24 protein-coding genes and 3 pseudogenes are annotated in these 25,563 nt (G+C 44.0%); 8 read left to right on the plus strand and 19 right to left on the minus strand.

All coding sequences use genetic code 11. The features are described 5' to 3' along the window. Nucleotides 1–123 precede the first annotated feature (123 nt). From QUA20_RS25075 to QUA20_RS25130, 12 genes and pseudogenes are all read right to left on the minus strand, one after another. Complete coding sequence (locus QUA20_RS25075) at nucleotides 124–1,404, minus strand: FAD-dependent oxidoreductase (protein ID WP_333192112.1); 1,281 nt, start codon at nucleotides 1,402–1,404, stop codon at nucleotides 124–126. A 94-nt stretch (nucleotides 1,405–1,498) separates the two neighbouring features. Further along, the gene (locus tag QUA20_RS25080; protein WP_333192113.1) at nucleotides 1,499–2,041 is read right to left on the minus strand and encodes an EF-hand domain-containing protein; all 543 of its coding nucleotides are present in this window, start codon (nucleotides 2,039–2,041) and stop codon (nucleotides 1,499–1,501) included. 95 nt (nucleotides 2,042–2,136) lie between these two features. After that, nucleotides 2,137–3,414 carry an FAD-dependent oxidoreductase gene (locus tag QUA20_RS25085; RefSeq protein ID WP_333192115.1) on the minus strand — a complete coding sequence of 426 codons (1,278 nt, stop codon included), beginning with the start codon at nucleotides 3,412–3,414 and terminating at the stop codon, nucleotides 2,137–2,139. Between the two features lie 675 nt (nucleotides 3,415–4,089). Then, nucleotides 4,090–4,712 (minus strand): annotated as a pseudogene (locus QUA20_RS25090) (IS1 family transposase); the annotation flags it as partial. Nucleotides 4,713–4,951: 239 nt separating this feature from the next. After that, nucleotides 4,952–5,389: an AtaL-like protein gene (locus QUA20_RS25095; RefSeq protein WP_333192118.1), complete on the minus strand. Its 438-nt coding sequence runs from the start codon at nucleotides 5,387–5,389 to the stop codon at nucleotides 4,952–4,954. Between the two features lie 183 nt (nucleotides 5,390–5,572). Next, nucleotides 5,573–6,460 (minus strand): NAD(P)-dependent oxidoreductase, encoded by an 888-nt coding sequence (locus QUA20_RS25100; protein ID WP_333192121.1) that lies wholly within the window; start codon nucleotides 6,458–6,460, stop codon nucleotides 5,573–5,575. Nucleotides 6,461–6,506: 46 nt separating this feature from the next. Then, nucleotides 6,507–7,553 carry a methyltransferase gene (locus tag QUA20_RS25105; RefSeq protein ID WP_333192123.1) on the minus strand — a complete coding sequence of 349 codons (1,047 nt, stop codon included), beginning with the start codon at nucleotides 7,551–7,553 and terminating at the stop codon, nucleotides 6,507–6,509. 18 nt (nucleotides 7,554–7,571) lie between these two features. Continuing rightward, nucleotides 7,572–8,849 carry an FAD-dependent oxidoreductase gene (locus QUA20_RS25110; protein WP_333192124.1) on the minus strand — a complete coding sequence of 426 codons (1,278 nt, stop codon included), beginning with the start codon at nucleotides 8,847–8,849 and terminating at the stop codon, nucleotides 7,572–7,574. 192 nt (nucleotides 8,850–9,041) lie between these two features. After that, nucleotides 9,042–9,584 (minus strand): EF-hand domain-containing protein, encoded by a 543-nt coding sequence (locus QUA20_RS25115; protein WP_333192126.1) that lies wholly within the window; start codon nucleotides 9,582–9,584, stop codon nucleotides 9,042–9,044. Between the two features lie 493 nt (nucleotides 9,585–10,077). Continuing rightward, a complete protein-coding gene (locus tag QUA20_RS25120; RefSeq protein ID WP_333192128.1) occupies nucleotides 10,078–10,902 on the minus strand; it encodes an SDR family NAD(P)-dependent oxidoreductase in 825 nt (274 codons plus the stop codon). A gap of 186 nt (nucleotides 10,903–11,088) precedes the next feature. Further along, nucleotides 11,089–11,847: a cyclase family protein gene (locus QUA20_RS25125; protein ID WP_333192130.1), complete on the minus strand. Its 759-nt coding sequence runs from the start codon at nucleotides 11,845–11,847 to the stop codon at nucleotides 11,089–11,091. An 88-nt stretch (nucleotides 11,848–11,935) separates the two neighbouring features. Further along, nucleotides 11,936–15,214 (minus strand): beta-ketoacyl synthase N-terminal-like domain-containing protein, encoded by a 3,279-nt coding sequence (locus QUA20_RS25130; protein WP_333192133.1) that lies wholly within the window; start codon nucleotides 15,212–15,214, stop codon nucleotides 11,936–11,938. Nucleotides 15,215–15,894: 680 nt separating this feature from the next. Between QUA20_RS25130 and QUA20_RS25135 the strand changes: the two genes are divergently transcribed. Next, the gene (locus tag QUA20_RS25135) at nucleotides 15,895–16,125 is read left to right on the plus strand and encodes a hypothetical protein (RefSeq protein ID WP_333192135.1); all 231 of its coding nucleotides are present in this window, start codon (nucleotides 15,895–15,897) and stop codon (nucleotides 16,123–16,125) included. A gap of 340 nt (nucleotides 16,126–16,465) precedes the next feature. Here the strand turns inward: QUA20_RS25135 and QUA20_RS25140 are convergent, their stop codons facing one another. Continuing rightward, nucleotides 16,466–16,645 carry a hypothetical protein gene (locus tag QUA20_RS25140; protein WP_333192138.1) on the minus strand — a complete coding sequence of 60 codons (180 nt, stop codon included), beginning with the start codon at nucleotides 16,643–16,645 and terminating at the stop codon, nucleotides 16,466–16,468. Between the two features lie 302 nt (nucleotides 16,646–16,947). Between QUA20_RS25140 and QUA20_RS25145 the strand changes: the two are divergent. Then, nucleotides 16,948–18,099: pseudogene (locus QUA20_RS25145) on the plus strand (IS4 family transposase). Nucleotides 18,100–18,499: 400 nt separating this feature from the next. Here QUA20_RS25145 and QUA20_RS25150 read toward each other — a convergent pair. The 3 genes and pseudogenes from QUA20_RS25150 to QUA20_RS25160 all read right to left on the minus strand — a co-directional run. Beyond that, nucleotides 18,500–18,949: pseudogene (locus QUA20_RS25150) on the minus strand (transposase family protein); the annotation flags it as partial. 126 nt (nucleotides 18,950–19,075) lie between these two features. Further along, complete coding sequence (locus QUA20_RS25155; protein WP_333192152.1) at nucleotides 19,076–19,150, minus strand: transposase family protein; 75 nt, start codon at nucleotides 19,148–19,150, stop codon at nucleotides 19,076–19,078. 3 nt (nucleotides 19,151–19,153) lie between these two features. After that, nucleotides 19,154–19,438: a DDE transposase family protein gene (locus QUA20_RS25160; RefSeq protein ID WP_333192140.1), complete on the minus strand. Its 285-nt coding sequence runs from the start codon at nucleotides 19,436–19,438 to the stop codon at nucleotides 19,154–19,156. 31 nt (nucleotides 19,439–19,469) lie between these two features. Between QUA20_RS25160 and QUA20_RS32145 the strand changes: the two genes are divergently transcribed. The 6 genes from QUA20_RS32145 to QUA20_RS32150 all read left to right on the plus strand — a co-directional run bounded on the left by QUA20_RS32145 (nucleotide 19,470) and on the right by QUA20_RS32150 (nucleotide 22,309). Next, nucleotides 19,470–19,664: a transposase gene (locus QUA20_RS32145; RefSeq protein ID WP_445304712.1), complete on the plus strand. Its 195-nt coding sequence runs from the start codon at nucleotides 19,470–19,472 to the stop codon at nucleotides 19,662–19,664. A gap of 173 nt (nucleotides 19,665–19,837) precedes the next feature. Then, a complete protein-coding gene (locus QUA20_RS25165; RefSeq protein ID WP_333192142.1) occupies nucleotides 19,838–20,146 on the plus strand; it encodes a hypothetical protein in 309 nt (102 codons plus the stop codon). Between the two features lie 376 nt (nucleotides 20,147–20,522). Then, on the plus strand, nucleotides 20,523–21,113 hold the full coding sequence (locus QUA20_RS25170) for a ParA family protein (protein WP_172193365.1): 591 nt from the start codon (nucleotides 20,523–20,525) through the stop codon (nucleotides 21,111–21,113). Then, nucleotides 21,110–21,355, plus strand: coding sequence for a ribbon-helix-helix protein, CopG family (locus tag QUA20_RS25175; RefSeq protein ID WP_172193367.1), 246 nt, complete (start codon nucleotides 21,110–21,112; stop codon nucleotides 21,353–21,355). Before QUA20_RS25170 ends, QUA20_RS25175 begins: the two co-directional genes overlap by 4 nt. Nucleotides 21,356–21,841: 486 nt before the next feature. Beyond that, nucleotides 21,842–22,045 (plus strand): hypothetical protein, encoded by a 204-nt coding sequence (locus QUA20_RS25180; protein ID WP_172193370.1) that lies wholly within the window; start codon nucleotides 21,842–21,844, stop codon nucleotides 22,043–22,045. Between the two features lie 18 nt (nucleotides 22,046–22,063). After that, the gene (locus QUA20_RS32150) at nucleotides 22,064–22,309 is read left to right on the plus strand and encodes a DNA/RNA non-specific endonuclease (protein WP_445304713.1); all 246 of its coding nucleotides are present in this window, start codon (nucleotides 22,064–22,066) and stop codon (nucleotides 22,307–22,309) included. Between the two features lie 63 nt (nucleotides 22,310–22,372). Here the strand turns inward: QUA20_RS32150 and QUA20_RS25185 are convergent, their stop codons facing one another. From QUA20_RS25185 to QUA20_RS25195, 3 genes are all read right to left on the minus strand, one after another. Further along, nucleotides 22,373–24,235, minus strand: coding sequence for a hypothetical protein (locus QUA20_RS25185; protein WP_333192147.1), 1,863 nt, complete (start codon nucleotides 24,233–24,235; stop codon nucleotides 22,373–22,375). 95 nt (nucleotides 24,236–24,330) lie between these two features. Then, on the minus strand, nucleotides 24,331–24,684 hold the full coding sequence (locus QUA20_RS25190) for a hypothetical protein (RefSeq protein ID WP_333192149.1): 354 nt from the start codon (nucleotides 24,682–24,684) through the stop codon (nucleotides 24,331–24,333). Nucleotides 24,685–24,740: 56 nt separating this feature from the next. Then, on the minus strand, nucleotides 24,741–24,953 hold the full coding sequence (locus QUA20_RS25195) for a ribbon-helix-helix domain-containing protein (protein WP_333192150.1): 213 nt from the start codon (nucleotides 24,951–24,953) through the stop codon (nucleotides 24,741–24,743). Nucleotides 24,954–25,563 lie beyond the last annotated feature (610 nt).

Consider the following 25,563-nt stretch of genomic DNA (forward strand, 5'->3'; position numbering starts at 1 on the left):
GTTTAAACTAGAGGTGCCTTGTCACCCGCTAAGCAAATTAAATTTATTAAAACGCTGTAGATAGTCTTCACAAATGATTTAGGATTGCTATAGCTTAACAAAACCCCGCAGACTTCATCATCATCATACAAACCTTAACTTTGCCTTCAAATGAGGTGGGAAAATCCCAAACGCCAGCAGTCGGGCAACGATGTCAGGTAACAATGGCAGACCCCAATATATCGGCAGCCTCAACGTGTTATCCGCTCGGAGTGCTTTGGCGTTAACCTGCGTCTGCGTAAAATACTGAAATGCCTGGATGACTTTTATGGGTAATTCTCGTTGGCGCTGCACTGCTGCCAGATGAGAAATCTGTAGCTGACCTGCCTTGAGCGGCTCGCTCAAGACGTTGGCAGCGGCAACAGCATCGTGGATGGCGTAGGTGATGCCAACCCCACCCAGAGGCGACATGACGTGGGCTGCGTCGCCAATTAAAAGCAGTCCCTGGCGATACCAGCGAGGTAGTCGGCCCACTGCGACTAAAAGGAGCGTTACCTGCTTCCAATCTTTGAGATGTTCCACGCGATCAGCAAACTCTGGGACTACCCCGACAATAGACTGTCGCATAGCCTCTATGCCCTTTGCCTGAAGCTGTTGGTAGTGTCCCTTGGGAATGTTGAAGCCAATCTGCCAATTCCCATCAAAGGTTTTGTATACAACTAAGGCTCGCTTGCTGCCAAGGCGTATGCTCACACCACCTTCTGGCTCTTCAGCATTTCTGGGCAGACGAAACCAACAGACATCTATGGGTGCTACAGCCTCGATCAGTTCCATGCCTGATAATTTACGCATATTGGAAAAGCGTCCGTCGGCTGCTACTGTTAATTGCGATCGCACTTCGTGCCAGCCACCACTTCCCCGATAGCGAACCCCTGTAATAACTCCATTTTCTTCAATTAGTTGTTGCACATTCGCACCCATAACTAGCTGAAAGTTTGGGTAGCGTTTCGCCTCGATAGTGAGAAAGCTAAGCAACTTTCCCTGGGACAGTATGGTGATGTAGGAGTGCTTACTCTTCAAGCGACTGAAGTCTGCGAACGTCACCCTCTGCTCGGAAGTGATGAATTCCATTTTGTCAGTCTTTGTGTGGGGAATGTGCTCGAGCAAGCGATCGCAAATCCCCAGTTCGTCCATAATTTCCATCGCCCCCGCATGAATTAGGTCGCCCCGGAAATCGCGCTCAAAAGTTTTGTGTGCCTCCAGCAGTATCACAGAAATACCTTGACGTGCTAATATCAGTGCCAGAACTGCCCCTGCCGGCCCGCCCCCAACGATACAACAGGTTGTTTGCTGTACGTCGAGAATAGTATCGGGAATTAAGGCTTCTTTGTTAGTTTTGGTGGTTCGTTCTTTGGTTTCAGACATACAAATTCTCCATAACTAATCCCATAAAAATTACGCACACCCACCAGATTTGGTAGGGATAATTCATAGCTAAACTACCAGGGGTGGGTAACGCTTAGTACAAACTGAAAAACCTGTTGGCGGGCGCTTGTGGATCGTTACTTGCGTGATAGTCGTATAATGCTGTGGCAAACTCATCTCGGGAAAGTTTCCCATCCCCATTCGTATCAATTTTGGAAAAAGCCATTTTAGCGTCTTCTTCCGAGCGACCTACTGCCTTCAAATAGATTGTGTACTCGTTTAATGTAATTTCTCCATCTCTATCTAAATCGATAGAATCAAAAAAGGCTTTATTAACCCTAAGTTTGGTTTTTTTGCCTGTATTTTCCGCAATCAAAATATCGGCTGACTTCAGGTATTCATCTACGGTGATTTTATTGTCACCATCTGCATCAGCCGGTTTCCAATAAATTTCCCAGTTAGCGACATAAGTGGAGATAATTTTCTCATACTCTGTTGAACCTGGTTGAATCCCTATCAGTTCAGCAACCTTTTGACCTTGCTGTTCAAAGTCTGCTAGTTCTACCATTCCATCCTTGGAGGTATCAGCCATATAAAAGCGCAAGCTGAGCTTTCTCTTTTGAAATTCAGTCAGCATAAATAATCTTCCTTTTTTTGTTATTTGATTGTTTTTTCAACTGTTGCCAGCGTTATTACTGACATCGTACTACCTCGATGTCGCCATTTAGCATCCTATAACTTGTATTCCGGCTTCACATGAGGTGGAAAAACGCCAAATGCTAGAATTTCGGCAACAATATTCTGCATAAATGGCAGACCCCAATAGAAAGGCAGCTTGTAAGTCTTATCTGCTCCGATCGCTTTGGCGGTGACATTTTTTTGCAGAAAAGACTGAAACCCTTGGATAACTGCGATCGGCAACTCGCGCTGACGCTGCACTTTTGCTAGATGATTTAGCTGCACTTCACCGCGCTTGAGGGGCTCAATCAGAATATTTGCCGCCGCCACAGCATCCTGAATTGCATAGTTGATGCCAACTCCACCCAAGGGCAACATAACATGAGCGGCATCACCAATTAAAAGCAGACCAGGACGATACCAGCGATCGATTCTACCCAGTTCAAGTGCAATGTGCGCTGTGTTTTTCCAGTCTTTCAAATGGTGTACGCGATCGGCAAATTCTGGAACTACTCCCACAATTGACTGCTGCATCGCTTCTATACCAGTGGCTTGAATTTGGTGGAAAACAGGTTTGGGAATATAGTAGGCAATCTGCCAATTATCATCATAGGTATTGAATTTAACTAAGATGCGCTTGTTACCAAAATGGGAGATTACACCCCCCGCTTCATTGGAGTATCGAGGTAAGCGAAACCAAAATAGCTCAAGTGGCATTGCTACCTTGTTAAATTCCATGCCTGCTAATTGACGAATCTTAGAGAAGCGCCCGTCTGCTGCTACTGTCAGGTGTGATCGCACTTCATGCCAGCCCCCCTTTCCCCGATAGCGCACGCCGCGAATGGTTCCGTCTTCTTCAATCAACTGTTGCACGTTTGTACCCATGAGCAACTGAAAGTTTGGGTAGCGTTTCGCTTCAGTAATGATAAAATCAAGCAGCTTTCCCTGGGGAATGATTGTCATGTAAGGATATCGAGTCTGCATCAAACCACTTACGTCCGCGAATGTAATGGTTTTTCCGCCAACAAGAAATTTAATTGTTTCAGTCGTAGAGTAAGGAAGTTCAGCCAGCAAGCGATCGCCTAGACCTATTTCGTCGAGCAATTCCATCGCTCCAGCGTGAAGTACATCACCCCGAAAGTCGCGGTTGAAGTTCTTCTGTGCCTCAATCAGCGTCACGGGAATGCCTTGTCGCGCCAAAATTAGTGCCAGAACCGCTCCTGTCGGACCACCCCCAACAATACAGCAGGTTGTTTGCTGCACGTCGAAAATGGTATCGGCACTCAGAAGATCTTTAACAGCTTTGGTGCTTTTTTCTCTGGCTTCAGACATACAAATTATCCTATCAATTAATGTTTTGAAAGTACCTGGAGGAGTAACAACTCCTAAGTATGATGGGTATCAGTCCTTATCTTGAAACAATATTTCGGCCTGCACACCGAGGTTGATGCTCAGTATAACCCTCTTTTGTCACTCTGGGAAATTAAAAAATAGAATCAAATTTTCAACTGTAGATAGATCAAAGATTTGAGCATTTATTTTCTAACATAATGGCTGAAATCAAGGTTTTTGGTAAAAGTCTTATGATATAACCATCCCAGATTATTTTCTGCCGAAACTGACAAAAAAGGGATAAGATGGCGAGAGTCGTGACGCGGCTCAACTGCCCAGATTCTCGCCTAAGTGGGCAGGGTCAGAAGCGCTTTCTGTGGCTAAGTAGACTTACAAACATTGCCAACCTGACTTGCTCCCACTAATTTTGAGTATGAACAACCACAAAGTACATTCTATTTTGTTCTTAAGCGTATTAGTAGATACGATTGGTTTTGGTTTGATGCTCCCGTTGCTATCATTTCACGCTCTGAAATTCGGAGCCTGACGGGGTGACAACCAGTCAAAATATGGCGTTGCACAATAGCAGTATGCTATCGATAGCACACCCGCAAGAAACAAACATATTTCAGCTAGTAATAGGCAAAATTTATGCTTTAAATAATAAATGACTAATCAAATTGATATGACTAACATCAAGAAAGACTTAGAGTAATAAAAAGTTTTTTTATGTGTGCCAAATAATGTCTAAGCCTTGTATTTCCTCCTTCAACGCGGGTCATATAAGTTTTGCTAATAATGTGGCCAGTCTCGTCAATAAACTGGGGATAAACAACGTAACCATCTGTAGCATAAAAAACATTTCAACCCTTTAATAATTTTCCATAAAGGCTTAAATGTTTCTGCGGATCTGTCACCTATAGTCCAGTCTAAAATTCCCGCAAACCCTTTATTCACGGCTGTTTGGAGCCAAATTTTGTTTTTTTTTATTCCCGACAAATGTTTGCAATTCACCGAGCAAGCGCCACTTCGGGAATCTCGTCATAATCTGGCTGTTGGGACAAACTTAACCCAGCCAATTTAACTCAGTTAATAACAGTATTATGACTAACACCAGTTAGTCTTTCTATCCGACGAAAACCCTTTCCTTCAAGTTAAAGATGCAGGCAATGTTTTGTGACCGAATTGGGATAGCCTAGGAGCGAGTAGCTATCAATAAATGGACGACGACAGTTTTTACAGAGATAATTTTGTTTACCTCTTTTATGGCCATTTTTCTTAAGATTACTAGATTGACATTAAGGACAAATCATAGCTGAATTTTCTTTGACTGTTAGCGATCGATTAGCATACCACCACTTTGCAACCCCCCCGATCGAGGGAGGGCACTCATCAACCAACCAAGGACAAAGTTTGGAACTTTTGGAGAGGCTATCGAAGCATTTGTGACAGTTGCTTAAGTCCTGAACGAAATTGAAAGACCACTTTTGGTCTAGCAGCCATCTAAGATGCTCGGACACTCCTAATAATTGGTTCATTAATTTCCGTCGTGCTCTTCTGCCAATTTTTTTGTGTGAAGCAGAACCTGCTGCATATGTGCGGCAAGTTCTGCTTCATTAACCTTTTCTGCCTCCTCATTTAAAGGATACCAGTCTCGGCTAAAAGTGAGAATCAAGGGATCGCTAGAGTTTTTAGAAGGCAACTCGATCTTGTTAAAAATATCCCCGGAAAACAGAGGATGATCCACTAAAGTGGATTTTATTTCTCTGGCTTGCTCGTTAATAGTAATTCTTTCTTTTAGTATCATGCCACGAACTTTTATTTCCCGCAGCATACCATTCTCATTCTGTTCATAAAAATTAACCTCTTCAACATCCGGAATATAACTTCGAGGATTTTCCAGTTTCTCCACCAATATTTTCCAAAGAGTTGTTAAAGAAGCATTTACCGGACTGCTGAATGTGCTGTGTGGCATAATTTATCTCCTTAGATTGTTGATTTCTTAAACTCAATTTTCGACTTTTTAAAGTGAACAATCCCTGTTCTCAGGATAATTACCTGAAGAAATTACCACAAAATTATTACAGGGAAGGCTTTTACAAATAGATCAGGTTGAGTTATCACTTTTAGTAAAGCAGAGCGGTTTGCTCGCTATATACTACAAGCCTGAATTTGAAGCATTGACCCGCCCTATCGCTGACCAGTCGATATCACCGTCACCCCGCGCCACCCCTGAAATGAAGTGATCGCGCACCAGGCTAGCCAGTGGTAGGGGCACAGCAGCACTTTCCGCAGCTTCGAGGACTAATCGTACATCCTTCAATCCTAAGCGCAGTTTGAATTCAGCAGGTTCGTACTGCTCTTCGGCAATCATTGTTCCTAAAACCTCATAGACGGGCGAGTTGAAAACTGCCGTGTTGATAATCTCCAGAAATTTTAGGGGGGGTATACCCGACTTTTGCATCAACACAAAGGCTTCGCTCAAAGTCTCCAAAACTGAGGCGATCGTAAAGTTTCCCGCCACCTTAACGAGATTGGCCAAGTGAGGCTGGTTGCCTACTACAAACACACCCTGACCCATCGCTTCAAACAAGGGACGACAGCGCTCAATTAGCTCGGATTCACCCGCACTCAAAACCCATAATTTTGCCGCTCGCGCTGTTACTGGTCGGCCTAAGACAGGGGCAGATAAGTAGCCTTGCCCTACTGCTTTGTGTGCTAACTCTAGCTGTTGGGACAATGCCACGCTAATCGTACTCATAGAGACGTGTACGGCACCCCTAGGAAGCTTATCAATTGCGCCGGGATGTTCTGTTGTACCGAAGATAACCTCTTTGAGCGCATTATCATCGGCTACGATGGTCAGCAACACTTCAGCTTCTTGCACTGCATCGGCAGGCGAATCAGCTACCCGTGCGCCTAATTGTTGCAGCCCATCAGCGGCGCTGCGAGTGCGGTTGTAGACGGTTAACTCGTGGCCTGCTTGCAGGATATGTGGTGCCATCTCCTTGCCCATATTGCCAAGCCCGATAAATGCTACTTTCATGTCAATTTCCTGCGATGAATTTTAGATTATGATAAAGGAGCGCGGACTAGATCGGAATGCCCTCAATTAAGCTCATATCCGATTGTAGCGATCCGATTTTTGTCAGATGAAAACCAGCCGCCTCAAACAGGGAGCGACATTGCTTTTCAGTCCGCTCAATGCCTCCAGTCATTACCAGCATATCCAGATCGATCAATTTACCCGCGAATGATTCATTACCGAGGGGAATCAACCGTTCAACTACCAAAATTTTGCCTTTATTTGCCATAGCGCGGTGACAATTTTTGAGGATAGCAATGGCTCGTTCGTCATCCCAATCGTGCAAAATACGCTTGAGAATATAAGCATCGCAGCCACTAGGCACGGACTCAAAGAAATCTCCAACTGTAAATTCGCAGCGTTGCAAAACTCCCGCCGCCTTTATCAATTCTTTTGCACTTTCTAGGGCTGGAGCACAATCGAAAAGAATCCCTTTCATCGTTGGGTTAGCCTTAAGAATTTCAGCGATGGTACTTCCCCGTCCCCCTCCTATATCCACTAATATATTAATGGACGAAAAGTCATAATCTGTTGCGAGCGCCACATCTTCTCTTGTAATCGCAATACTTGTCATCGCCTTATGAAAAATCTCGCCCTGTTCTGGGTTTTGGGCTAGATACTGATAAAGATCCATACCGTACACGTGATCGAAAGCACTCGCTCCTGTTTTAATTGAGTACATAAGTTCTCCCCAAACCTTATATTGTTCCTCGGCAAACATAATCGCTGCCCAACGTATTGAGTCAGGAATATCGCTCTGGAGATAAACAGCAACTGGCGTTAAATCAAAATAACCTTGTTCTTTTTCAGTAAAAATCCCCACACTTGCAAGCGCGCGCATAAGGCGATAGAGCGCTGGCGCATTGGTTTCAGTTGCTGTTGCCAACTCATCGCAATTTTTCACACCGTCTTTCAGCATATCGGCGATACCAAGCTTCGCTACCACATAAATCATTTGCGGTACATAGTAGGCACTGATCATCGGCCAGAGTGCTAACCGCGGTGGCATATTTTGAGAGGATTGAGTATTATTTTGTTCTGAAATAGGAATCATTTAGTTTTTTTTTCTAACTTACAATCTGTATGCGAGCTTCACATTAGGTGGCAAAACTCCAAATGCCAACTGTCTGGCAATGAAGTCACGCCACAGCGGCAGACCCCAATATATCGGCAGCTTGAATGCGTAACCTGATTGCAGCGCTTTAACGCTCACCTGCCTTTGCATAAAATACTGCAACTCCTGGATAAATTGTATCTGCCACTGGCGCTGGCGCTGCACTGCCGCTAGATGATTTAGCTGCACCTCGCCGCGTTTTAGCGGTTCGATTAGGATGTTTGCCGCGACAACAGCGTCCTGTATTCCATAGTTGATGCCAATCCCACCCATAGGTAACATCACGTGAGCGGCGTCGCCAATCAAAAGCAGGCCCTCGCGATACCATCGGTCGAGTCGGCCCACTTTGATTGAGAGAAATGATACGTCCTTCCAATTCTCCAAATGCTGTACGCGATCGGCCCACTCTGGTACTACTTCCACAATAGACTGACGCAACGCTTCGATGCCAGCAGCCTGAATTTCGCGGTATTGACCCTTGAGAATGTAGTAGCCAATTTGCCAATTCCCGTCGTATGTGTTGTATGTAACTAGGAAGCGCTTGTTACCCAAGCGTACAAACAGACCCTCTGGCTCATCGGCGTGTCGGGGCAAGCGAAACCAAAAGACATCTAACGGGGCAGCAGTCTCCATGAGTTCCATACCTGCTAATTTACGAACCGGGGAGAACCGCCCGTCTGCGCCGACTGTCAAGTGAGAGCGCACTTCGTGCCACCCACCACTTCCCCGATAGCGGACACCGCGAATGATTCCATCTTCTTCAATTAGCTGCTGCACGTTTGCACCCATAAGTAACTGAAAGTTTGGGTAGCGTTTCGCCTCAGCAGTTAGAAACTGAATTAACTGCACTTGGGAAATTATTGTCATGTAGGGATACCGAGTCCCTTTCAAGCCACTCCAGTCTACGAACGGAATGGTTTTCCCGTCAATAATGTATTGAATTGCCTTAGCCTTGGAGTGGGGAATCTGCTCGAGCAAGCGATCGGTTAGACCCAATTGTTCTAACAATTCCATGCCCCCGCCATGAACTACATCACCCCGAAAGTCCCGCTCAAAGGTCTTGTGTGCTTCAAGCAGCATAACGGGAATGCCTTGACGCGCCAATATCAGCGCCAGAACGGCTCCTGTAGGCCCTCCTCCAACAATACAGCAGGTTGTTTGTTGTACGTCAAGAATGGTATCGGGAGTTGGGATTTCTTTGACTATTTTGGTGGTTGGTTCTTTGGATTCAGACATACAAATTATCCTAAACTAATCCCATAAAAATTACGCCCACGCACGATTTCTGAAAGGGGTAATCCATAAATAATCTCTACCCCCTACCATTTTTTACCTATAGCGTGACTGCGTAAGTCCTGTCCAAGTTGTTGCTACTTAGGAGTTAGGACTTACGCAGCTAAACTAGCTGTTGTGGATAGTGGGTGGTGATCAATACGAACCAAAAGCCCAGTTGGCGGGATCTTGTGGATCGTTACTTGTGTGATAGTCGTACATGGCTGTAGCAAATTCATCTCGGGAAAGTTTACCATCGCCGTCTCTGTCAATTTTGGAAAAAGCGATTTTAGCGTCTTCTTCCGAGCGACCTACTGCCTTCAAATAGATTGCATACTCTTCTAAGTCAATTTCTCCATCCCCATTTATATCGAGAGTATCAAAAACATCTTTACCTGTTACCAATTGTACTTTTCCCTCAGCCTTTGCAGCAATTGCACGCTCGGTGAACTTTACGTACTCATCCACAGTGATTGCATTGTCGCCATCGGTATCAGCACCCTTCCAGTAAGTTTCCCATATACCGATATAGGTGGAGATAATTTCCTCATACTCTGCTGAACCCGGTTGAATTCCCCTCAGTTCAGCAACCTTTTGACCTTGGTGTTCAAAGTCGGATAATTCTACGATTCCATTCTTGGACGTGTCAACCATATAAAAGCGCAAGCTGAGCTTTCTCTTCTGAAATTCAGTCACCATAAGTAATATTCCTTGTTTCTCGTTGGATGGTTTTTTCAACTGTTGCCAGTGTCATGGCTGAAATTATACTACCTAAATGCCCCCATTTAGTATCCTACAACTTGTAAGTAGATACTGCTCTAAAATTTAACTATTATGTAAACACTTGTAAATTATCCTAATTTCCTAAGCGTGACTAATTTAATCCTGTTTACATACAGTTACATGGTTCAGTTGAATCCCGCCTACCTACTTATTCGGGCTTCACATTAGTGAGGTGGAAAAACGCCAAATGCCAGAATTTTGACAACAATATTCTCCATAAATAGCAGATGCAAATATAAAGACAGCTTGTACGTCATTTCTGTGCAATGGCTTGGGCGGTAAGATCCTTTTGTAGAAACGACTGAAAACTCTTCCATAGAAGTTGTTGCATTTCCTTTCTCAACCCACTCGTCAAATGAAGCAGGCTTGAAAGTTGCAAGTCAGACCACTACTTTGGAAATATCTAATCTTAATAATTTCCTAAACCCCCGCAGATATTAATAGCCTGTGCGAGTACGGGTGCGGCAAGGTCTGATGCTAAGTAAACTGCCATTGGAGCTACTTCTTCTGGAACCACATAGCGCCCCAAAGGGATGCGCGTTTCAAAGCGCTTCAAAACTTCTTCAGGAGTTATTCCCCATACCTGTGAGTAAACCTCTCGCGCTTTTACTGCCAAGTCTGTTTCTACAAAGCCGGGGCAGATAGCGTTGACTGTCACTCCTGTTTTAGCCAGTTCTAATCCCAGGGATTTCGTAAAGCCAACTACTCCATGTTTAGAGGCTGTGTAAGCGGCAGCAAACAAAACTCCTTGCTTACCCCCAGTAGAAGCCATATTAATGATGCGTCCCCAGCGTCGGTCTAACATACCAGATCGCGCTAGAACTGCACGGGTAACTCGATAAACACCGTGGAGATTGGTATCAATGATGTCGTACCAAATCTCAGGATCGGTGGCAACAGTTGGACCACCTCCCCCTCGCCCAGCCGTGTTAATTAAAATGTCAATACGGTTGTGGAGTTGCATTACATCTTCCACCATCGCCTCTACCTGCCCTTGGTCGCGGACATCAGCTACGACTCCAGAAACTTGAATTTTTGTACCGTTGTCGGCATCAATAGTATGAGCGAGCTCCTTCAATGCAGATATGGAATCATTGAGCCGTCCTTGTTCTCTAGCAGCGATGACGACATGAGCGCCAGCAGTTACAAAGCCTTGGGCGATCGCCAATCCAATCCCCCGACTGCCTCCAGTAATCAATGCTACTTTCTCTTTTAAAAGTAATTGCGAATTCATTTCGATCTGCTCCAGTTTAGATTTAATGGCACTTATAGCCTTTCTCAGATACATGAGGTATGTTGAATTCATTTAATTGTAAAGCTTTTAGATTCAAAAACATACCTCGGGTGACTAATAATCGCTATAATTGATGATGCTGATAAGGGTCTAATATCGTAATTGATTGGTGACGCTCGCCATCCATTAATCCTTAATGATTGCGACAACTCGACTCCAACCAGCTCCACAATTGCGAACTTTGATTGGGAAACAAGCTACAGTAAACCCCGTATTTAAAGGAATCTTGTCGAGATTAGCCAGTCTTTCAATCTGACAGTATTCTTTTTCTCTCCCATATATATGAGCGGGCCACAAGCAATCAGACTGCTGCTTTTTTTTGTACTCTGATAACATAACATGAAACGGTGGATCGAACCCGAAACTATCTATGCCGATTACTTTCACCCCTCGTAAAACCAACCACTCAGTCGCCTGCCGAGTCACACCGCGGAAGTTGGTAAAGTATTCAGCTTTTTCCCAATACTTATCGGCTCCTGTCCGCAATAATACGATATCAAAAGGCTTAATATCATACTTGAGCGTTGCCAATTTTTGCTCTATTTCCGCAGCAGTTATCGGTTCATCAGCAGGCCCTTCCGAACAGTCGAGCAGCACCCCATCATGGAAAAACCAGTCAAGAGGTAAATCTTCAATCGTTTTAGCGGTTTGTCCTTCGCATAAAGGGCCATAATGAGCGGGAGCATCTATATGAGTTCCAGAATGAGTTGTCAATTTAACAAACTCAATTGATAACCCCATGCCAGAAGGAAATGCCGTGCGATCAATTCCTGCCGGCTTGCCTAGCAAATCAGCCCCTTCTTCATGATTCACATACTCGATCTCAACGGGAACAGGTTCACCCTCTGTAGGCTCCATCGTCACACTCAGGTCAATTAGTTGCATAACTCCTCATTTCCTCTAAGTTTTTCAATTGAATGAACAGAAAATTTCCCAAATACATGGATTTTCTCTTTTCCCAAATACATGGATTTTATTTGCTGAGTTCGCGAATCAGCAGAGCGGTAAGATGAGTAATGCTAATGTCTCCCAGCAATTGCTTTACCTGGACATCAATCCCGAGTTGTTGTTTAACTTTTTCCCGCAATTCCATTGCTGAAAGAGATTCTAACCCCAATTCAGTCAGGGTATAATTTACTGACAACTGAATCTGAGGTACACCAAGAATCTTTGCCACCTGAGATTGAAGATAGTTGCTTAAGATAAAAGGGCGATCGCTATTGGATACTTTCAACAGTTGCAAAATATTAGGCTGTTGCATCACCATACCAGGATATCTTTCTCCCTTTGAGCCATTACTTTCAGTTAAATTCTGCGCTCCATTTATTTGGGAATTTGTCTCTCGAACATCAAACTCGGCTTCTGTTTCTTCTAGCAGTAAATTAATGAGTTCTTGGCGCTGTTGCTCCAAAAGTTTGACTAATTTGATGGAAAGCATTTTCTTACCCTTGTTAGAATTAAGCTCTTTTGGCTTCTTTTGAGTAACCAGTTGCTCTGATGGAATTATATGACTGTTGTCGTTCTCAGTTTCCAACCAATAGCGTTGCCGTTGGAACGCATATGTCGGTAAAACTACCCGATATCGTGGATAATCGCTGTCAAAGCCTGACCAATTTACTTTGACCCCACTTACATACAACTGTCCCAAAGTCTGCAATAGTATTTGCCAATCGGCTTGTCCTGGACGTAAACTAGGTAGCCATGTTCCAAAACCTTCTGGTAAACACTGGCGTGCCATTCCTAATAAAATCGACTTAGCACCACACTCTAGAAATACTTCATAACCGAGGCTATACAGGCTGTTTATACCTGCTAAAAAGTTTACAGGTGAAAGGATGTGACGGCACCAATATTCAGAAGTGGCTATATCATTCGCGATCGCTTCTCCAGTGAGATTAGAGACCATGTTAATCTTTGGTGGCGAATAAGATATCTCGTTAGCCACTTTAAAAAAGTCTGCTATCATTGGCTCCATTAATGGCGAGTGGAAAGCATGGGAAACCTGCAATTGCTTTATTTTTATTCCCTCAGCCTCAAGCTTAGCGCTCACGACTTTAACTGCTTCCTCTTCTCCAGAAATAACAGTGCTTTTTGGTCCGTTAATGGCAGCGATGGACACTTTTCCGCGATACTCTTCTATTGCAGCAAATACTCGTTCTTGGGAAGCCATAAGCGATACCATTATCCCCCGCTTTGGTAACTGCTGCATCAGCTTTCCACGTGCGGCAATCAATTTCAGACCATCTTCAAGGGAAAAAACTCCTGCTACACAAGCAGCCACATATTCCCCTACACTGTGACCCATAACTACAGCAGGAGTAATGCCCCAAGACTGCCACAAACAATACAAAGCATATTCGATGGCAAACAGAGCCGGTTGAGTGTAAGCTGTTTCATCTAAAGGCGAGTTTGTACCAGATTGAGGATAAATAACCTCAAGTAATGATTTTTCTAAATATGGCTGCAAAATGCGATCGCACTGTTCGAGAGTTTTCCTGAAAGTAGGCTGCGTCTCGTAAAGTTGTCGTCCCATTTCGACATACTGAGAACCCTGTCCTGTGAACAAGAAAGCAATTTTGGGCGTTTCTGCGTTATTGATTTCGCCGCTTTTACAATCTACCGCTTCCTCACCTCTTTCAAAGGCTCTTAATTTCGCCTCCATTTCCTCCAACGAAGCTCCTACAATACTCAAGCGGTGGTTCAAGTGTAGTCGTCCTGTATTAGCTGTAAAGCAAATATCCGCCAGTAGTTGTTCTCGATTAACAGTTAGATGTTGACGATATCGCTCTGCTAACTGCTTGAGTGCGATCGAACTCTTTGCAGATATAACTAGAATATGCTCAGGACGTTTCCACTCAGAAAAAACAGGTTTTAATTCAGGAGCTTCTTGTACTAGCATACAGGAATTAGTGCCACTGATACCAAAGCAATTCAGGGCTGCAATATGCGGCTTGGATTCAGGCCAAGATGCAATCTGAGTTGGAATTTTTACAGCGCTTTTTTCCCAGTCAAGGCAAGGATTTATTTCTCGGATATTTATCTGAGGTGCGATTTCTTGATTTTGAAGGGATAATACTAATTTAATTAAAGATGCAATACCGCTCGCTGGTTCTGGATGACCAATATTAGCCTTGCATGAACCGACCATTATCGGGAGTTCTTTAGAGTGGTACAGTCCAAAAACCTGTTCAATAGTAGTCAATTCTGTGGCATCACCAACAGCGGTTCCTGTACCATGAGCTTCAAAATAACTAACTTCCGAGGGATGAATTTTAGTTTGAGTCAGGACGCGATTTAATAATGCTTGCTGTGATTGCCCATTTGGTGCAGAAAAACTGTAACTCGCCCCGTCTTGATTGACACCACTACCGCGAATCACTGCTAAAATATTGTCTCTGTCAGCCAAAGCCTCGGATAGACGTTTGAGAACAACAATACCACAACCTTCGGCTCTGACATAACCATCTGCACTAGCATCAAAGACTTTGCAATGGTTATCCAAAGTCAGTATTCTGCCTTTGTAAGTGTAGACATGGACTGTTGGATCGAGGATGAGATTAACTCCTCCTGCCAGAGCCATCTCACATTCGTGTTGACGCAAGCTCGTACAGGCTTGGTGGATAGCAACTGACGAAGAGGAGCAAGCTGTATCAATAGTCATGGCAGGTCCCGTCAGTCCCCAAGTGTAGGAGATACGTCCTGATGCAGCATAAGATTTAACTCCGGTCACAAAAAACAATTCGTGTTGTTTGTTTAACTCAGGTGGTCGTTTTTGAATAACATCGTTGTAATCTTCACAGGTGAGACCAATGAAAACACCTGTCGAACTACCTGCCAATCTATCTGGTACGTGTCCGGCTCTTTCTAGAGCTTCCCAACTGACTTCCAACAGTAAGCGATGTTGAGGGTCAATAGCACCTGCCTCTCGAGGAGAAATCCTAAAAAAATCCGCATCGAATTGGTCGATATCTTTCAGGAAATAGCCATAACGCAGGGGCGTTTTACCTGGAACAGTTGGATCTGGATCGTAATAGTTTTTGATGTTCCAACGTTCATCAGGAATTGTGCTTGCCGAATTAGTGCCGGAGCGGAGTAATTTCCAAAAACTTTCGGGATCGTCAGCGCCAGGAAAGCGACAACTCATGCCAATAATTGCAATAGGTTCAGTCTTTTCTTGCTCTAGCTTGTCTAATTTACTTTCAAGCTGCTGAATAGTTAAAACAGAGTCTTCCAAGTCTGAATTGAAGTTCACGCTATTTTTCAAGGGAGTAAGGATTATATCTCAATAAATTAATTGTGAGCTAATGAACTTGGGTAAAAACAATACCCTAAGCTCATCTAATGGTGCCACTAATTAGTAGAAAGAGGGAGAAAATATAGAACCCATTTGACTTTTTTACTGTGATGAAGTAAAGTCATTGCCAAAACCAACTTCACCCACCATGCCGTATTCCAGCAGCTTAACTGACGAGCAAGTGGGGAATACTTGAACCCTTACTCGTTGAGATATTGCCGACGAAGAAACGGACGATACCGACCAACTGTACGAAACGAGAACTCACTTGATGGCATCTTCTATCAACTGAAGAATGGCTGCAATTGGGAAGAGTTGCCTGCGTGACTTGCCACCCTACTCAACGGTCTACTGGCACTACAAGAAGTTGCCCGAAGCCGGGGTGATAGAGCGACTGATAACGATCTTACATGGACAAGTGCGGCAACAGGTAAAAAAAGCCAAGTGGACAACGTTGATGATCCTTGACTCGCAAGCGGTGCAAAATACCTGCAATGCCAGTGTGGAGTCGAAAGGATGAAAGTTTCTACAAATTGACGAATGGGATCTTGCGGCATCTTGCCGTCGATACATGGGGGTTTCCCTTCGATACTCACTGCACCTAAGCGAATATCTCAGACGATGCCGGATTGATTGAGATGCTGACACAACACCTAGATTATTTCCAGTCGAAGCCCGTCAATATTCCGAAGATCACCATCTTGTTAGACCACGGTTATCACCCTGAGCATCTGACCCAAGAGTTGGAGAAGGTGTATCCGCAGATCATGCGGAAGATTAAGTTTGAACGCTCGACCAAGCCCTCGAAACAAGAAAAGGCAGCCCAAGGCAAGCCGGGATTTGTTCCAGAGCAGTCGCCTGGTGGGTGATAGAACGGTCAAATGCTTGGATGGAACGATGTAAGATCCTGGTGAAAAACTTTGAGCTAACCCTATCGAATGCGACTGCTAAGCTCAATCTTTGTTCATCAGGCTAATGATTAAGAGGTTGGCAGCTTCTCTTTAGAGATCTCAAATGGGTTCTATAGAAGTTTCATAATTTTGTCTAAGTTTTTTGTAGAATTTGCACCCATCGATATTATTGCCTATGTTATCACAAAAAAGTCGGCTAGTGCTAATTTGTGAACGATATATAAAAAAAGTGTAAGTGAAGGTGCAAGGCGGTAAGTAAATGATGAAACCCTATTTGTTGTGTTATAAGTAGCTTCACTTAATTAAACCAAAAACGTTCAATAGCGTACTGACCTCGCATAGCACTGTTTTCCAGACCATCGGTGATCGCAATCACCAAATCGTACTCGTCGGCAAAAACTTGAGAATTTAGCTCATCTCGCTTAAGGTGCAACCATTCGTCCTCAATACGGTTCATCTGTAGGACTATAGAACCCATTTGAGATCTTTGGGCAATCGAGTAAAATCAACAATATCTAGATCAAATCAAACAGGTCAGGGCTGAAAATGGGTTATTAAGGGCGATGTGAGCGACTCATAGTGGGAAATTATCGAGCCATTACTGCCCCAGAAGAAAAAACTCGACCACCTGTGTGCAATACGGTTTACTTAAGGTCGAACAAGAGGTACACTAAGTATGATGTATAAAAAAGTAAATCAAGTATAGTGACGTACAAAAAAATATTATTAGAATCTCCGAAGCTCAAAAGTAGCGAGATATTCAAAGCAATAGAGATAGCGATTCCATCAACAGAAATAGAAGCGGCTATCTTGAAAACAAAATCAAGAGAAAAACGGCATCGTGCGCTACCATCACAACTGGTAGTATGTTTGCTCGTAGCAATGAGCTTATGGTCAAAAGACTCAATGCGCGACGTACTAAAGAATCTGGTTGATGGACTGAATGAAGTCTGGTTAAAAACAGGTAGATATTGGAAAATTCCGTGCAAGGCAGCTATTACTAAAGCCCGAAAAAGATTAGGATGTCTTGTAATGAGCCAGTTATTTCATCAGTTGGTACGACCAATGGCTACAACTGAAACAGTAGGAGCTTTTCTAAATGGATTGAGAGTTGTAGCAATAGATGGAACCTGTTTAGACCTCCCAGATAGTGATGAAAATGCCAGAGTTTTTGGGCGTCCAGGTAGCCGCCCAGGTACAAGAGCGGCTTTTCCCAAAGCTAGATTAGTTATTTTAGTAGAAGCAGGAACACACTTAATATTTGATGCCTTAATATGTCCATATAAGATAGGAGAAAGAGTCAGAGCGTTAAGATTACTGCGGTCAGTTACTAAATAAATGTTGCTCATGTGGGATAGAGGTTTACATTCATATGCGATGGTGTCAGCCACACTCAGCAAGGGTTGTGAGTATTTAGGACGAATTCCGTCAAATGTGAAGTTCCTCAACGAAACACAACTAGAAGATGGTTCTTACTTGAGTTTTATTCATCCCCCAGGCAAATTCAGAAAAAAAGGATTTAAACCAATCCAAATCAGAGTAATCGAGTACACAATTGAAAACTTAAACGACCCAACAGCAGAAATTAGATATCGTTTAATTACAAGTTTATTAGACCCTAAAAATTTTCCGGCAAAGTTATTGGCTGCCGAATATCATCAACGCTGGGAAGTCGAAAATACAATTGATGAATTCAAAGTACATCTATTAGAAAGAAAAACTCATATTCGTTCTCAAAGACCAAGAGAAGTAGTGCAAGAAATTTATGGTCTATTATTAGGGCATTGGGCTGTGCGGTCATTAATTTGTCAAACAGCGCATAGTGCAGAAATTTCCCCATTAAGTATTTCTTTCACGGGTACATTACGAGTTATTCGTCGCGCTGTCCCAAAATTCCAGCGACTAGAAGCACAAGAAATCCCCTTTTTTTAACTTGGTTGAATTTGGAGATTCTTGATGCAACTTTGCCACAAAGAGTTGAGAGAAATAACCCAAGAGTTGTCAAAAAACCTGTTTCAAAGTTTAAATCCAAAAAAGTTAAACACAGAGGTACTGGAATAAAAATGAATCCTCGTGTTTTTAATATTTTCAAGCCTCCCAACCCTTAAGTAAACCGTATTGCACCTGTGTGGACTTGCGCGACAAATCCTCGATGAAACATCTCCGAAAACAATCAAAGCCTCTGTGTAGTTAAGCTCCTTGACGTAAATGTAATCATCTTAAATTAGCTTGTGTGCACGATAAAACAAGAATTTGAGATATTTATTGTTGATAATTATCTCGAAATATTGAGCGATCTGTGTTAATTTTAATCTGACGATTGCCTCGCTTTTTATAATAGTAATATTAGCGCTCCTATTCGCAACCTTACTATTCCACAAATCGTTAAAATTACTTGCTCATATTTTTGGGGATTTAATCTAAATCTTTCTTGGGCAACTCGAAATATCTTGACCGATCTAATTCGATGTTCCACAAAAATTCGGCTAGCAGAAAACGCTTTATTTTGTTCTTTTTGTTCTGTTGTTAATTCTCGTTTACTGGGTTTTTTAATGGGAGTTGTTATTAAATCTTCTCCAACGTAAGCTTTGTCTCCCTTAAATATGAGTTGAAGCTCAAACTCGGAGCGATATTCTCGGAATAAGGTTATATCGCTTTTAGGTTCAGGTTCCCCTGCCACAACATCAACTATATCTCTACCATCTGGCATGATAATTATTTGAGTTTTAAATGTATGATTACTCTTCTTGCCTGAAAAGTATTTTTCTTGTTCATCACGAGTTCCAGGTCTTTCTCTGACTTATTCGTAGGTATCTACTATTAATTCATATTCTCTGAGTATTTCCTTAACTATTGCATGGTCAGCAGCGTTTTTTTTTACTTGTTCCAGCAAGCTAGATGGTAGCAATCAAAGCAGCAGCGCCAACCAATAGTTAAATGTATCATTAGCTGTAGACTCACTTACTCCAAACTGAATGCCCAGAAGTTAAAATGTTGTCATATGCCTAAGATAAACCAATGTTAAAATTATTTGTTCGGGAATAGATAGTTTGGGTTTTCGACCTCCTCCACACGCAATAATTCTCACTTTTTTTGATTCTAGTAAAGCTGGTTTTTCATGATGTAATCGTTCGGCATTTTGGAGCAATTGTTGTAACTGTTCATATTCCAGACCAATTAATCGCTGTGTTTCTTTAAGATTCTCTTCAATATGATTCAGAATGTCGCTCATGTTTGTGTGTAAAAAAATGTCTCTTATGTCTTTTACCATATAATGTTACTATTTTGGAGATGTCTATGGTATACTTTATCAACTCAAGAACGGTTGTAATTGGTCTGACTTACCCAGGGATCTACCGCCATATTCCACTGTCTTCTGGCATTACCAAAATTGGTGTGAAGACGGCGCGCTAGATCAGATCCTGACAACATTACATAGCAAGGTGCGCGGAACTTGCTCAAAAAAAACCACAGTGGACGACATTGATAATAGTTGACTCACTCATGGGTAAAAAACACTTGTAATGCTAGTGTTGAGTCGAAAGGTTTTTGTTTCTACAAATACACGCTTTGGCATCAAAAGACATCTGGCAGTGGATATCCTGGGCTTTCCTTTCTTCACTCATTGCACCAAAGCTAACATATCTGACGACCCTCGGGGTTGATTGAAATGTTTGAGCAAAACATCGATTATTTCCAATCTAAATCGGCTTCGCTGCCTAAGACCACTAGACAAACTCCTGAAGAACTCGCTGCTGAATTTGCCATCGCCCGACAACTAAGACCTAACCTGAAAGTAGCAGTTTTTCACGCCACTTTATCTGTCGATAGCACCGAAAAACTAGAAGATTCTGAAGAAAATGACCAGCGCGGGCTGGCGATCTCCGTTTTTGTTTCAGATTCTGGGGCAAACAATGCGGTACGCGAGGAAGTCATCGCAAAAGTGGCTTTGGCAGCATGGGACGAATGGAGCAAATAGTTGCTCAAGGTGAAGGTGCTAAGGGTCGAGCGCTTTGACAGTGTAACTAAACATCAGATTCAAGATGCCGATCGTCCAATGGAACTTCAATGTTCGCATTTGCACGTTGCTGGTGGTTGTGCGCCAACCACCGATACCTTAAATCTAGTGGCTGCTGGTGTAGCAACCGATGCACGCGCTTCATTCCCAGTCAACGAGTGCCTGGAGACGAACGTACTGGAGATTTGAGAAGAGGATGCGATCGCTCTGGCTAAGCTCCTGAGCGTAGAGAATATAGATGGCTTTGCCTAAACATCGAACATCCAAACATTCAAACATCTAAATATTCAGATGTTTTAGCTGTAAAATCTAGTTGATGAACTCAGCAGACTTACCTATGATTGTCACAATCGCCTCATTTAAAGGCGGAGTCGGAAAAACTACTACAGCGCTGCACTTAGCGGCTTACTTGCAAACCAAAGCACCCGCTTTGTTGGTAGATGGCGACCTCAACCGCAGTGCCTTGGATTGGGCTGCTCGCGGCTCCCTGCCGTTCAAAGTGGTCGATGAAAAGCAAGGCGTGCGCTATGCCAGGGATTACGAACACATCGTCATCGATACACCCGCACGACCTACCCCAGAAGACCTGAAAACTCTAGCAGAAGGGTGCGACTTGCTGATATTGCCCAGCTCTCCCGATGCTATGGCCCTGAGCGCTATGCTGCAAATGGTGGAAGCTCTCTATTCTCTGCAATCCAATTACCGCATTTTGCTTACGGTCATCCCCCCCGCTCCGAGTAAAGTCGGGGCTGAATCTAGGGCAACCATCGAAAAAGCGGGATTGCCCATTTTCAAGTCTGATATAAGGAGACTGGCGGTATTTCAAAAAGCTGCCCTCGCCGGGGTTCCTGTAAACGCTATCAAAGACCCTTACGCTAAAGCTGCTTGGGGGTGCTACACCGCTGTTGGAAAGGAGATACTGCCGTGAGTCGTTTTGATGATTTATTGAAGGCCAAAAAACTCAAACCCGGTGAACCTGACCTCTCTCCCAGTGTGGCGCTATCCAAAAGCAAAGACCCCAACTTTGTCCGCACTACTGTTTACCTGCCAAAACAACTGCACCGCCAACTCAAATCCGCAGCAGCGCAGTCGGGTCAGGAAATGAGTGAGCTGGTGGAAAAATCCGTAGCTCAATACCTCCAGAAGTTCAATCCCGACGATAACATCTAAACATTTGGATGTTTGAATGTTCAAATGTTTAAGTCGGCGCCTCTGTAAAAACTAAGAACTTTCTTGTTGTGCAACTCGCCAACATTTTGCAGTACCCTGCATGAATCGTCTACCTGGCAACCGACTATTGCTCTGGTTCGTGACAACAACCCCCGTTCGCGAGCCATTTCCTGTTTTCAGGTGAGCTCGCGAGCGAAATCAACCTCGATAGAAAATCATCATTAAACGCTTAGATGTTTAGACATTTGAATGTTTAAGCATCTAAATAGCTTAACGTACAGAATCCGGTTTGGGGGAAGGTGTGCTGGATTCGTTCAGTTTAGTGTCAGGCTGCCGGGTTTGCTTGGCATCGACATGAGAATGGGAGCGGTTGAGAGTGAGGAAATTGTGGCAGCTCTTGGCGATCGCCAAGAGAGTTGGTAGGGATGATTAGCGACTGCAATCTAACTGCGCCCTCACCGTCGTCTCGGCTTCCTCAAATTGGTCTTGAGAAACCAAAAGGGTGCAGCAACCCAAACCAAGCACCAGAGAACCATTCAGCGAGCGCCATTAATAACCGCAACTTACATCCTAGGCAATCCAAGCAATGCAGCTCCCTGTGTTGCCACCACCGACAACTATTTAATGGTGAAGCCGCAGTTTGTGCTTTCCTACAACAGCAAAACTCACACTGCCAACTGGGTTTCGTAGCAACTGAATCGCTCTTAAATTGCGACAGCAGATAGCCTTGACAACTTCCGCCTCAATGATGCTCTCCCCGCTGCTTGGTACAAAGTCCGCCCCAGCGATAACACTCTAAGCGGCTACAACAGGAGACACATTGCACCAAGCGCAGAGCGCACCCGCAACGAAGCAAATAACCACATTACCTTTTTAATCAGCAACATGATGCTCCAGGTGGCTAAACTCAACAGACGTGCGTGGCGTGACTTGCATAAGTCCTGTTGTAATTGAAGTCAGAAAAACAGTAAAAAAAACCCCTGCACACTTATGCAGGGGAAAGCGAATTACAGTTCGCTACTCAGAAGTTGAGTCGGAATGCAAAGACTTCTGGACTAGCTCCATAACCGCTAACTGAATAGGACGGTGCTTCTGCACAGGGCTCCGACGGTCGTAACTCGCCCGGAGAATCTGCGGACTATGACCCATGCCATAAGCCAGAGAAGCAATGTCCGAGTCAGACGCTCCGTTATCCAAAAAATGAGTCGCAAAAATGTCCCGCAGCAAGTGAGGAGTCAATCGCTGGCCCGTCAAAGCATGAGCAGCATTACTGATATAGCTAGCCATACTGTCCTCAGCAAAAGGCGTGCCATTGTGCCGCACGAAAACGAATTCACCCACCGCCTCGAACTGCAAGCGACACGGCCACAAACGCCCAACCTCCTGCTCACCTGGTTTGAAAGCTGTCCCGCAGGAGCGCCAACTCCCATCCGGCATTTTATAATAGCCATAAAGCCATGCTTCCAAATAGTCATAGAAACATCGCCCGTCAGGGAACTGCACGTTGGGAATCTCCAAATCTTGGTGTCCGTAAGTCTTACCCGTTTTATAAGACTCTGACGTTACATCCTTGAACCAGCGGCCATCCGGCGTCCTATACAGATAACCGTAATTCCGGTCGCGGTTGCGACCCGTAGGCAGAGGCTGGTACAAACCGTCAGGAGGCACATCCACAGGCCGCTTCACAGGACACTCAAGAGCCATTTTCAGCTCCCTCAACTCCTGCTGCCGCCGAGGGGGACTATAGGTCAAACACCCCCAGAGCACGTAGCGCTGGAAGCTGTAAGCAGTCGCCTTCAGAGACCTCGGGGAGCCACACGCCAACTTCGGTTGGCACTCATCGCGCAGCGGTTTGACAATTAGCTTCAAAACCTCCGTCACATCCAGCCACTTCTTATCCACATCCGCCACTGGAACATGGTTTTTCAACTCCTTAGTTGCCAGTGACAGCCGTCCGCGCAAAACCTTCACCGCCGGCACTTCGCTGTAATCGCTAGAAGTGATTTCATTGTGGTATTGAAACTTCGCCACCGCCAGCAGCGCACACAGGTAATTCTTGCGAGTGTGAGGGCTTCTGGCACCCCGCTCCTCTATCAAAAAGTTGCAGAATTCGCAAACCCAGCGATCCACATAATCCCCTACCTTAGCCGCCATTGTGGCCGCAGCTTCCTTAGAAGCCGCATACTTGAGTTCAACCGGCGGAATTAAAGTATTCAAAGACAGCTCTTCCAACGGCACTCTTCGGTGGAGATGGAACCAGCCGAACAAGTGAAAGAACAAGCGAATTTGGTTGCGGCAGGCTGTAGTTTTCACTGGGTCTTCTAACCTACCCGGCCAGTGGGCGGAGGTACGAAACTTGTAGAAATGTTCAAATTCAGCTTTTAACTTCTCTGAAACTTGCTCTGGTTGCAAACCGTAAGGCGGCAAAGCAGAGCGACTCGTCAGTAGCGTTTTCGCCATAATTCCGTAGCCTCGACGGCGGCGACCCCCGCAACAATCAACAGATTTCTCAGGTAAGGTATTTCCCGGCCACCAGCTTTGCTGGCTGGACCAAGAAATAAGTTCCTTAAGCCGCGAGCGGTAAACCTCCTTACTACTATCCGAGGGTTGCAGCAGTTCAAAGGCTTTTTCTTGAGCTTCTAAGGCAGTTGTGAATTGCTCAACGTTTATACCTTGTTTAAAGGCCGTGGCCCTGTCTATTTCAACTCGCGTGGGCTTGCGACCTTTGAAAGGCTCCAAGCCCCATCCTGGCAAAGTGTAACGGTTAATCGCAGTTTCAGTTTGAGCGATAATTTCTTGCGCTTTCTTTTGCGGGTGCTTGCTCTGAATGTGAGTAGCATACAAACCCAGAATATCGGTCAGAAAGAGGTTCTTTTTCATGTTTATAAATCCTGGTAAAGGGAAACGGGACAAGTTTAGGTCTTGTGGAAGTGCTACGGAGCTTTGAAAAGAGGATTTCAGGAAATTGCTCTAATTTAAATAATAGTAAAAACTACAGTAAACCACAATTTTACTGTAGTTTTTACGCTCGGTGGCGGTCGGCTGTAAGCCTTATATGGCAAGGCTTTCTTTCTTAAAACTCCGCTTGCTTTATAAATAAATTTTTGGCTATTTATAACCTCCCAAAAACTTATGTTATGCGTAAGAGCTAATGCTTTGCTATGCTTAGCAAGGTATAAAGTCAACGCCACACTCCAACCAATTGGCTGGTTAAAACTAGCAAAAGTTAGCTCTTGTTTAGTAGCTAACCTTTGTAAGCGAGCGCTTTTGGGCTTTTGTATTCGATAGCCAAAATACAGTAGTGGGGTTCGGGCAATCCAAAGATTCATAGTGCAATCAGTGAGGCTAAAAAAGGGCTGGATTGTCAAAAAGTTTGGGTTTCTGACTAATGATTAGTTTGGGTAGGTGGTAGAGTTTGTAACTTGATCTGTCCTCTAGCAAATTGCTCAACAATTTCTGAGCGAGAAATGCCGTGTATTTTGGCAAGAAGCTCCAGTTCTTTGACGGCTGTTTGTGTGAGGCTAAAGGTGAAGGGTTTTTTAATTTCGTCATACATCTCTGGCTGATTCCTCATGCTTTTATGTTTGGGTTTAGCCATGTCAAAACTCCTTTCTGATTGGGTGAACAAACTTTCAATTGAATTCGACATTAAAATAAACACAAAAAAAGGAGTTCGGGTGAACTCCTGGCAAAGGGTATTATTTTATTTAGTTATGGGCTGTCGAGCGTTGAAAAAACTCAACGCTCGCCCGACAAAGTGATTGTCGAACGAAATCCTAGAGAAAATTATGAGGGCTAAGTTTGAGTGGTAGCTGTGGTTTTTGTCTAGCACCAAGAAGTGCTGGAATTTATAACCTTTTAGCTACCTAGGAGTTATTATAGCTTTGTTAATCAGAATCAGCTACATTTGGTTATTTGGTTTAGTTGTAAGTGATTTAGTTTGTAAGTCTCTACTGGATAGCCTTTAGCTCTTCATAAGAGCATAATAGTGATTGAAACTTAACTTTTATTTACATTTTTTTATCCTGTCTACTTTACGTCAAGTTTCCTCTCATCGGCTACGTCACCTGATTCCCTCACTCCCTGAATTTCCCCATGCAAATATACTTGGGGTACAGCCGAGATACTTGCAAGTGCGATTCGTTCTGGAGAAACCCATTTCTTGGGGGGATTCCAGGCTTTAGTAGAGTAACCCTTATGGGGCTGAG

This window comes from Microcoleus sp. Pol7_A1 (assembly GCF_036701085.1).
GTDB lineage: Bacteria > Cyanobacteriota > Cyanobacteriia > Cyanobacteriales > Microcoleaceae > Microcoleus > Microcoleus asticus.

What these genes read in the sequence shown, in the direction of transcription:
- QUA20_RS25135 (WP_333192135.1), top strand. Translation starts at nt 15,895, where the DNA reads ATGCTGACACAACACCTAGATTATTTCCAGTCGAAGCCCGTCAATATT.
- QUA20_RS25195 (WP_333192150.1), bottom strand. Translation starts at nt 24,953, where the DNA reads ATGGCTAAACCCAAACATAAAAGCATGAGGAATCAGCCAGAGATGTAT.
- QUA20_RS25120 (WP_333192128.1), bottom strand. Translation starts at nt 10,902, where the DNA reads ATGAATTCGCAATTACTTTTAAAAGAGAAAGTAGCATTGATTACTGGA.
- QUA20_RS25085 (WP_333192115.1), bottom strand. Translation starts at nt 3,414, where the DNA reads ATGTCTGAAGCCAGAGAAAAAAGCACCAAAGCTGTTAAAGATCTTCTG.
- QUA20_RS25160 (WP_333192140.1), bottom strand. Translation starts at nt 19,438, where the DNA reads ATGGTAAAAGACATAAGAGACATTTTTTTACACACAAACATGAGCGAC.
- QUA20_RS25075 (WP_333192112.1), bottom strand. Translation starts at nt 1,404, where the DNA reads ATGTCTGAAACCAAAGAACGAACCACCAAAACTAACAAAGAAGCCTTA.
- QUA20_RS25115 (WP_333192126.1), bottom strand. Translation starts at nt 9,584, where the DNA reads ATGGTGACTGAATTTCAGAAGAGAAAGCTCAGCTTGCGCTTTTATATG.
- QUA20_RS25165 (WP_333192142.1), top strand. Translation starts at nt 19,838, where the DNA reads ATGTTTGAGCAAAACATCGATTATTTCCAATCTAAATCGGCTTCGCTG.
- QUA20_RS25095 (WP_333192118.1), bottom strand. Translation starts at nt 5,389, where the DNA reads ATGCCACACAGCACATTCAGCAGTCCGGTAAATGCTTCTTTAACAACT.
- QUA20_RS25105 (WP_333192123.1), bottom strand. Translation starts at nt 7,553, where the DNA reads ATGATTCCTATTTCAGAACAAAATAATACTCAATCCTCTCAAAATATG.
- QUA20_RS25100 (WP_333192121.1), bottom strand. Translation starts at nt 6,460, where the DNA reads ATGAAAGTAGCATTTATCGGGCTTGGCAATATGGGCAAGGAGATGGCA.
- QUA20_RS25125 (WP_333192130.1), bottom strand. Translation starts at nt 11,847, where the DNA reads ATGCAACTAATTGACCTGAGTGTGACGATGGAGCCTACAGAGGGTGAA.
- QUA20_RS25190 (WP_333192149.1), bottom strand. Translation starts at nt 24,684, where the DNA reads ATGAATCTTTGGATTGCCCGAACCCCACTACTGTATTTTGGCTATCGA.
- QUA20_RS25140 (WP_333192138.1), bottom strand. Translation starts at nt 16,645, where the DNA reads ATGGGTTCTATAGTCCTACAGATGAACCGTATTGAGGACGAATGGTTG.
- QUA20_RS25110 (WP_333192124.1), bottom strand. Translation starts at nt 8,849, where the DNA reads ATGTCTGAATCCAAAGAACCAACCACCAAAATAGTCAAAGAAATCCCA.
- QUA20_RS25185 (WP_333192147.1), bottom strand. Translation starts at nt 24,235, where the DNA reads ATGAAAAAGAACCTCTTTCTGACCGATATTCTGGGTTTGTATGCTACT.
- QUA20_RS25170 (WP_172193365.1), top strand. Translation starts at nt 20,523, where the DNA reads ATGATTGTCACAATCGCCTCATTTAAAGGCGGAGTCGGAAAAACTACT.
- QUA20_RS25080 (WP_333192113.1), bottom strand. Translation starts at nt 2,041, where the DNA reads ATGCTGACTGAATTTCAAAAGAGAAAGCTCAGCTTGCGCTTTTATATG.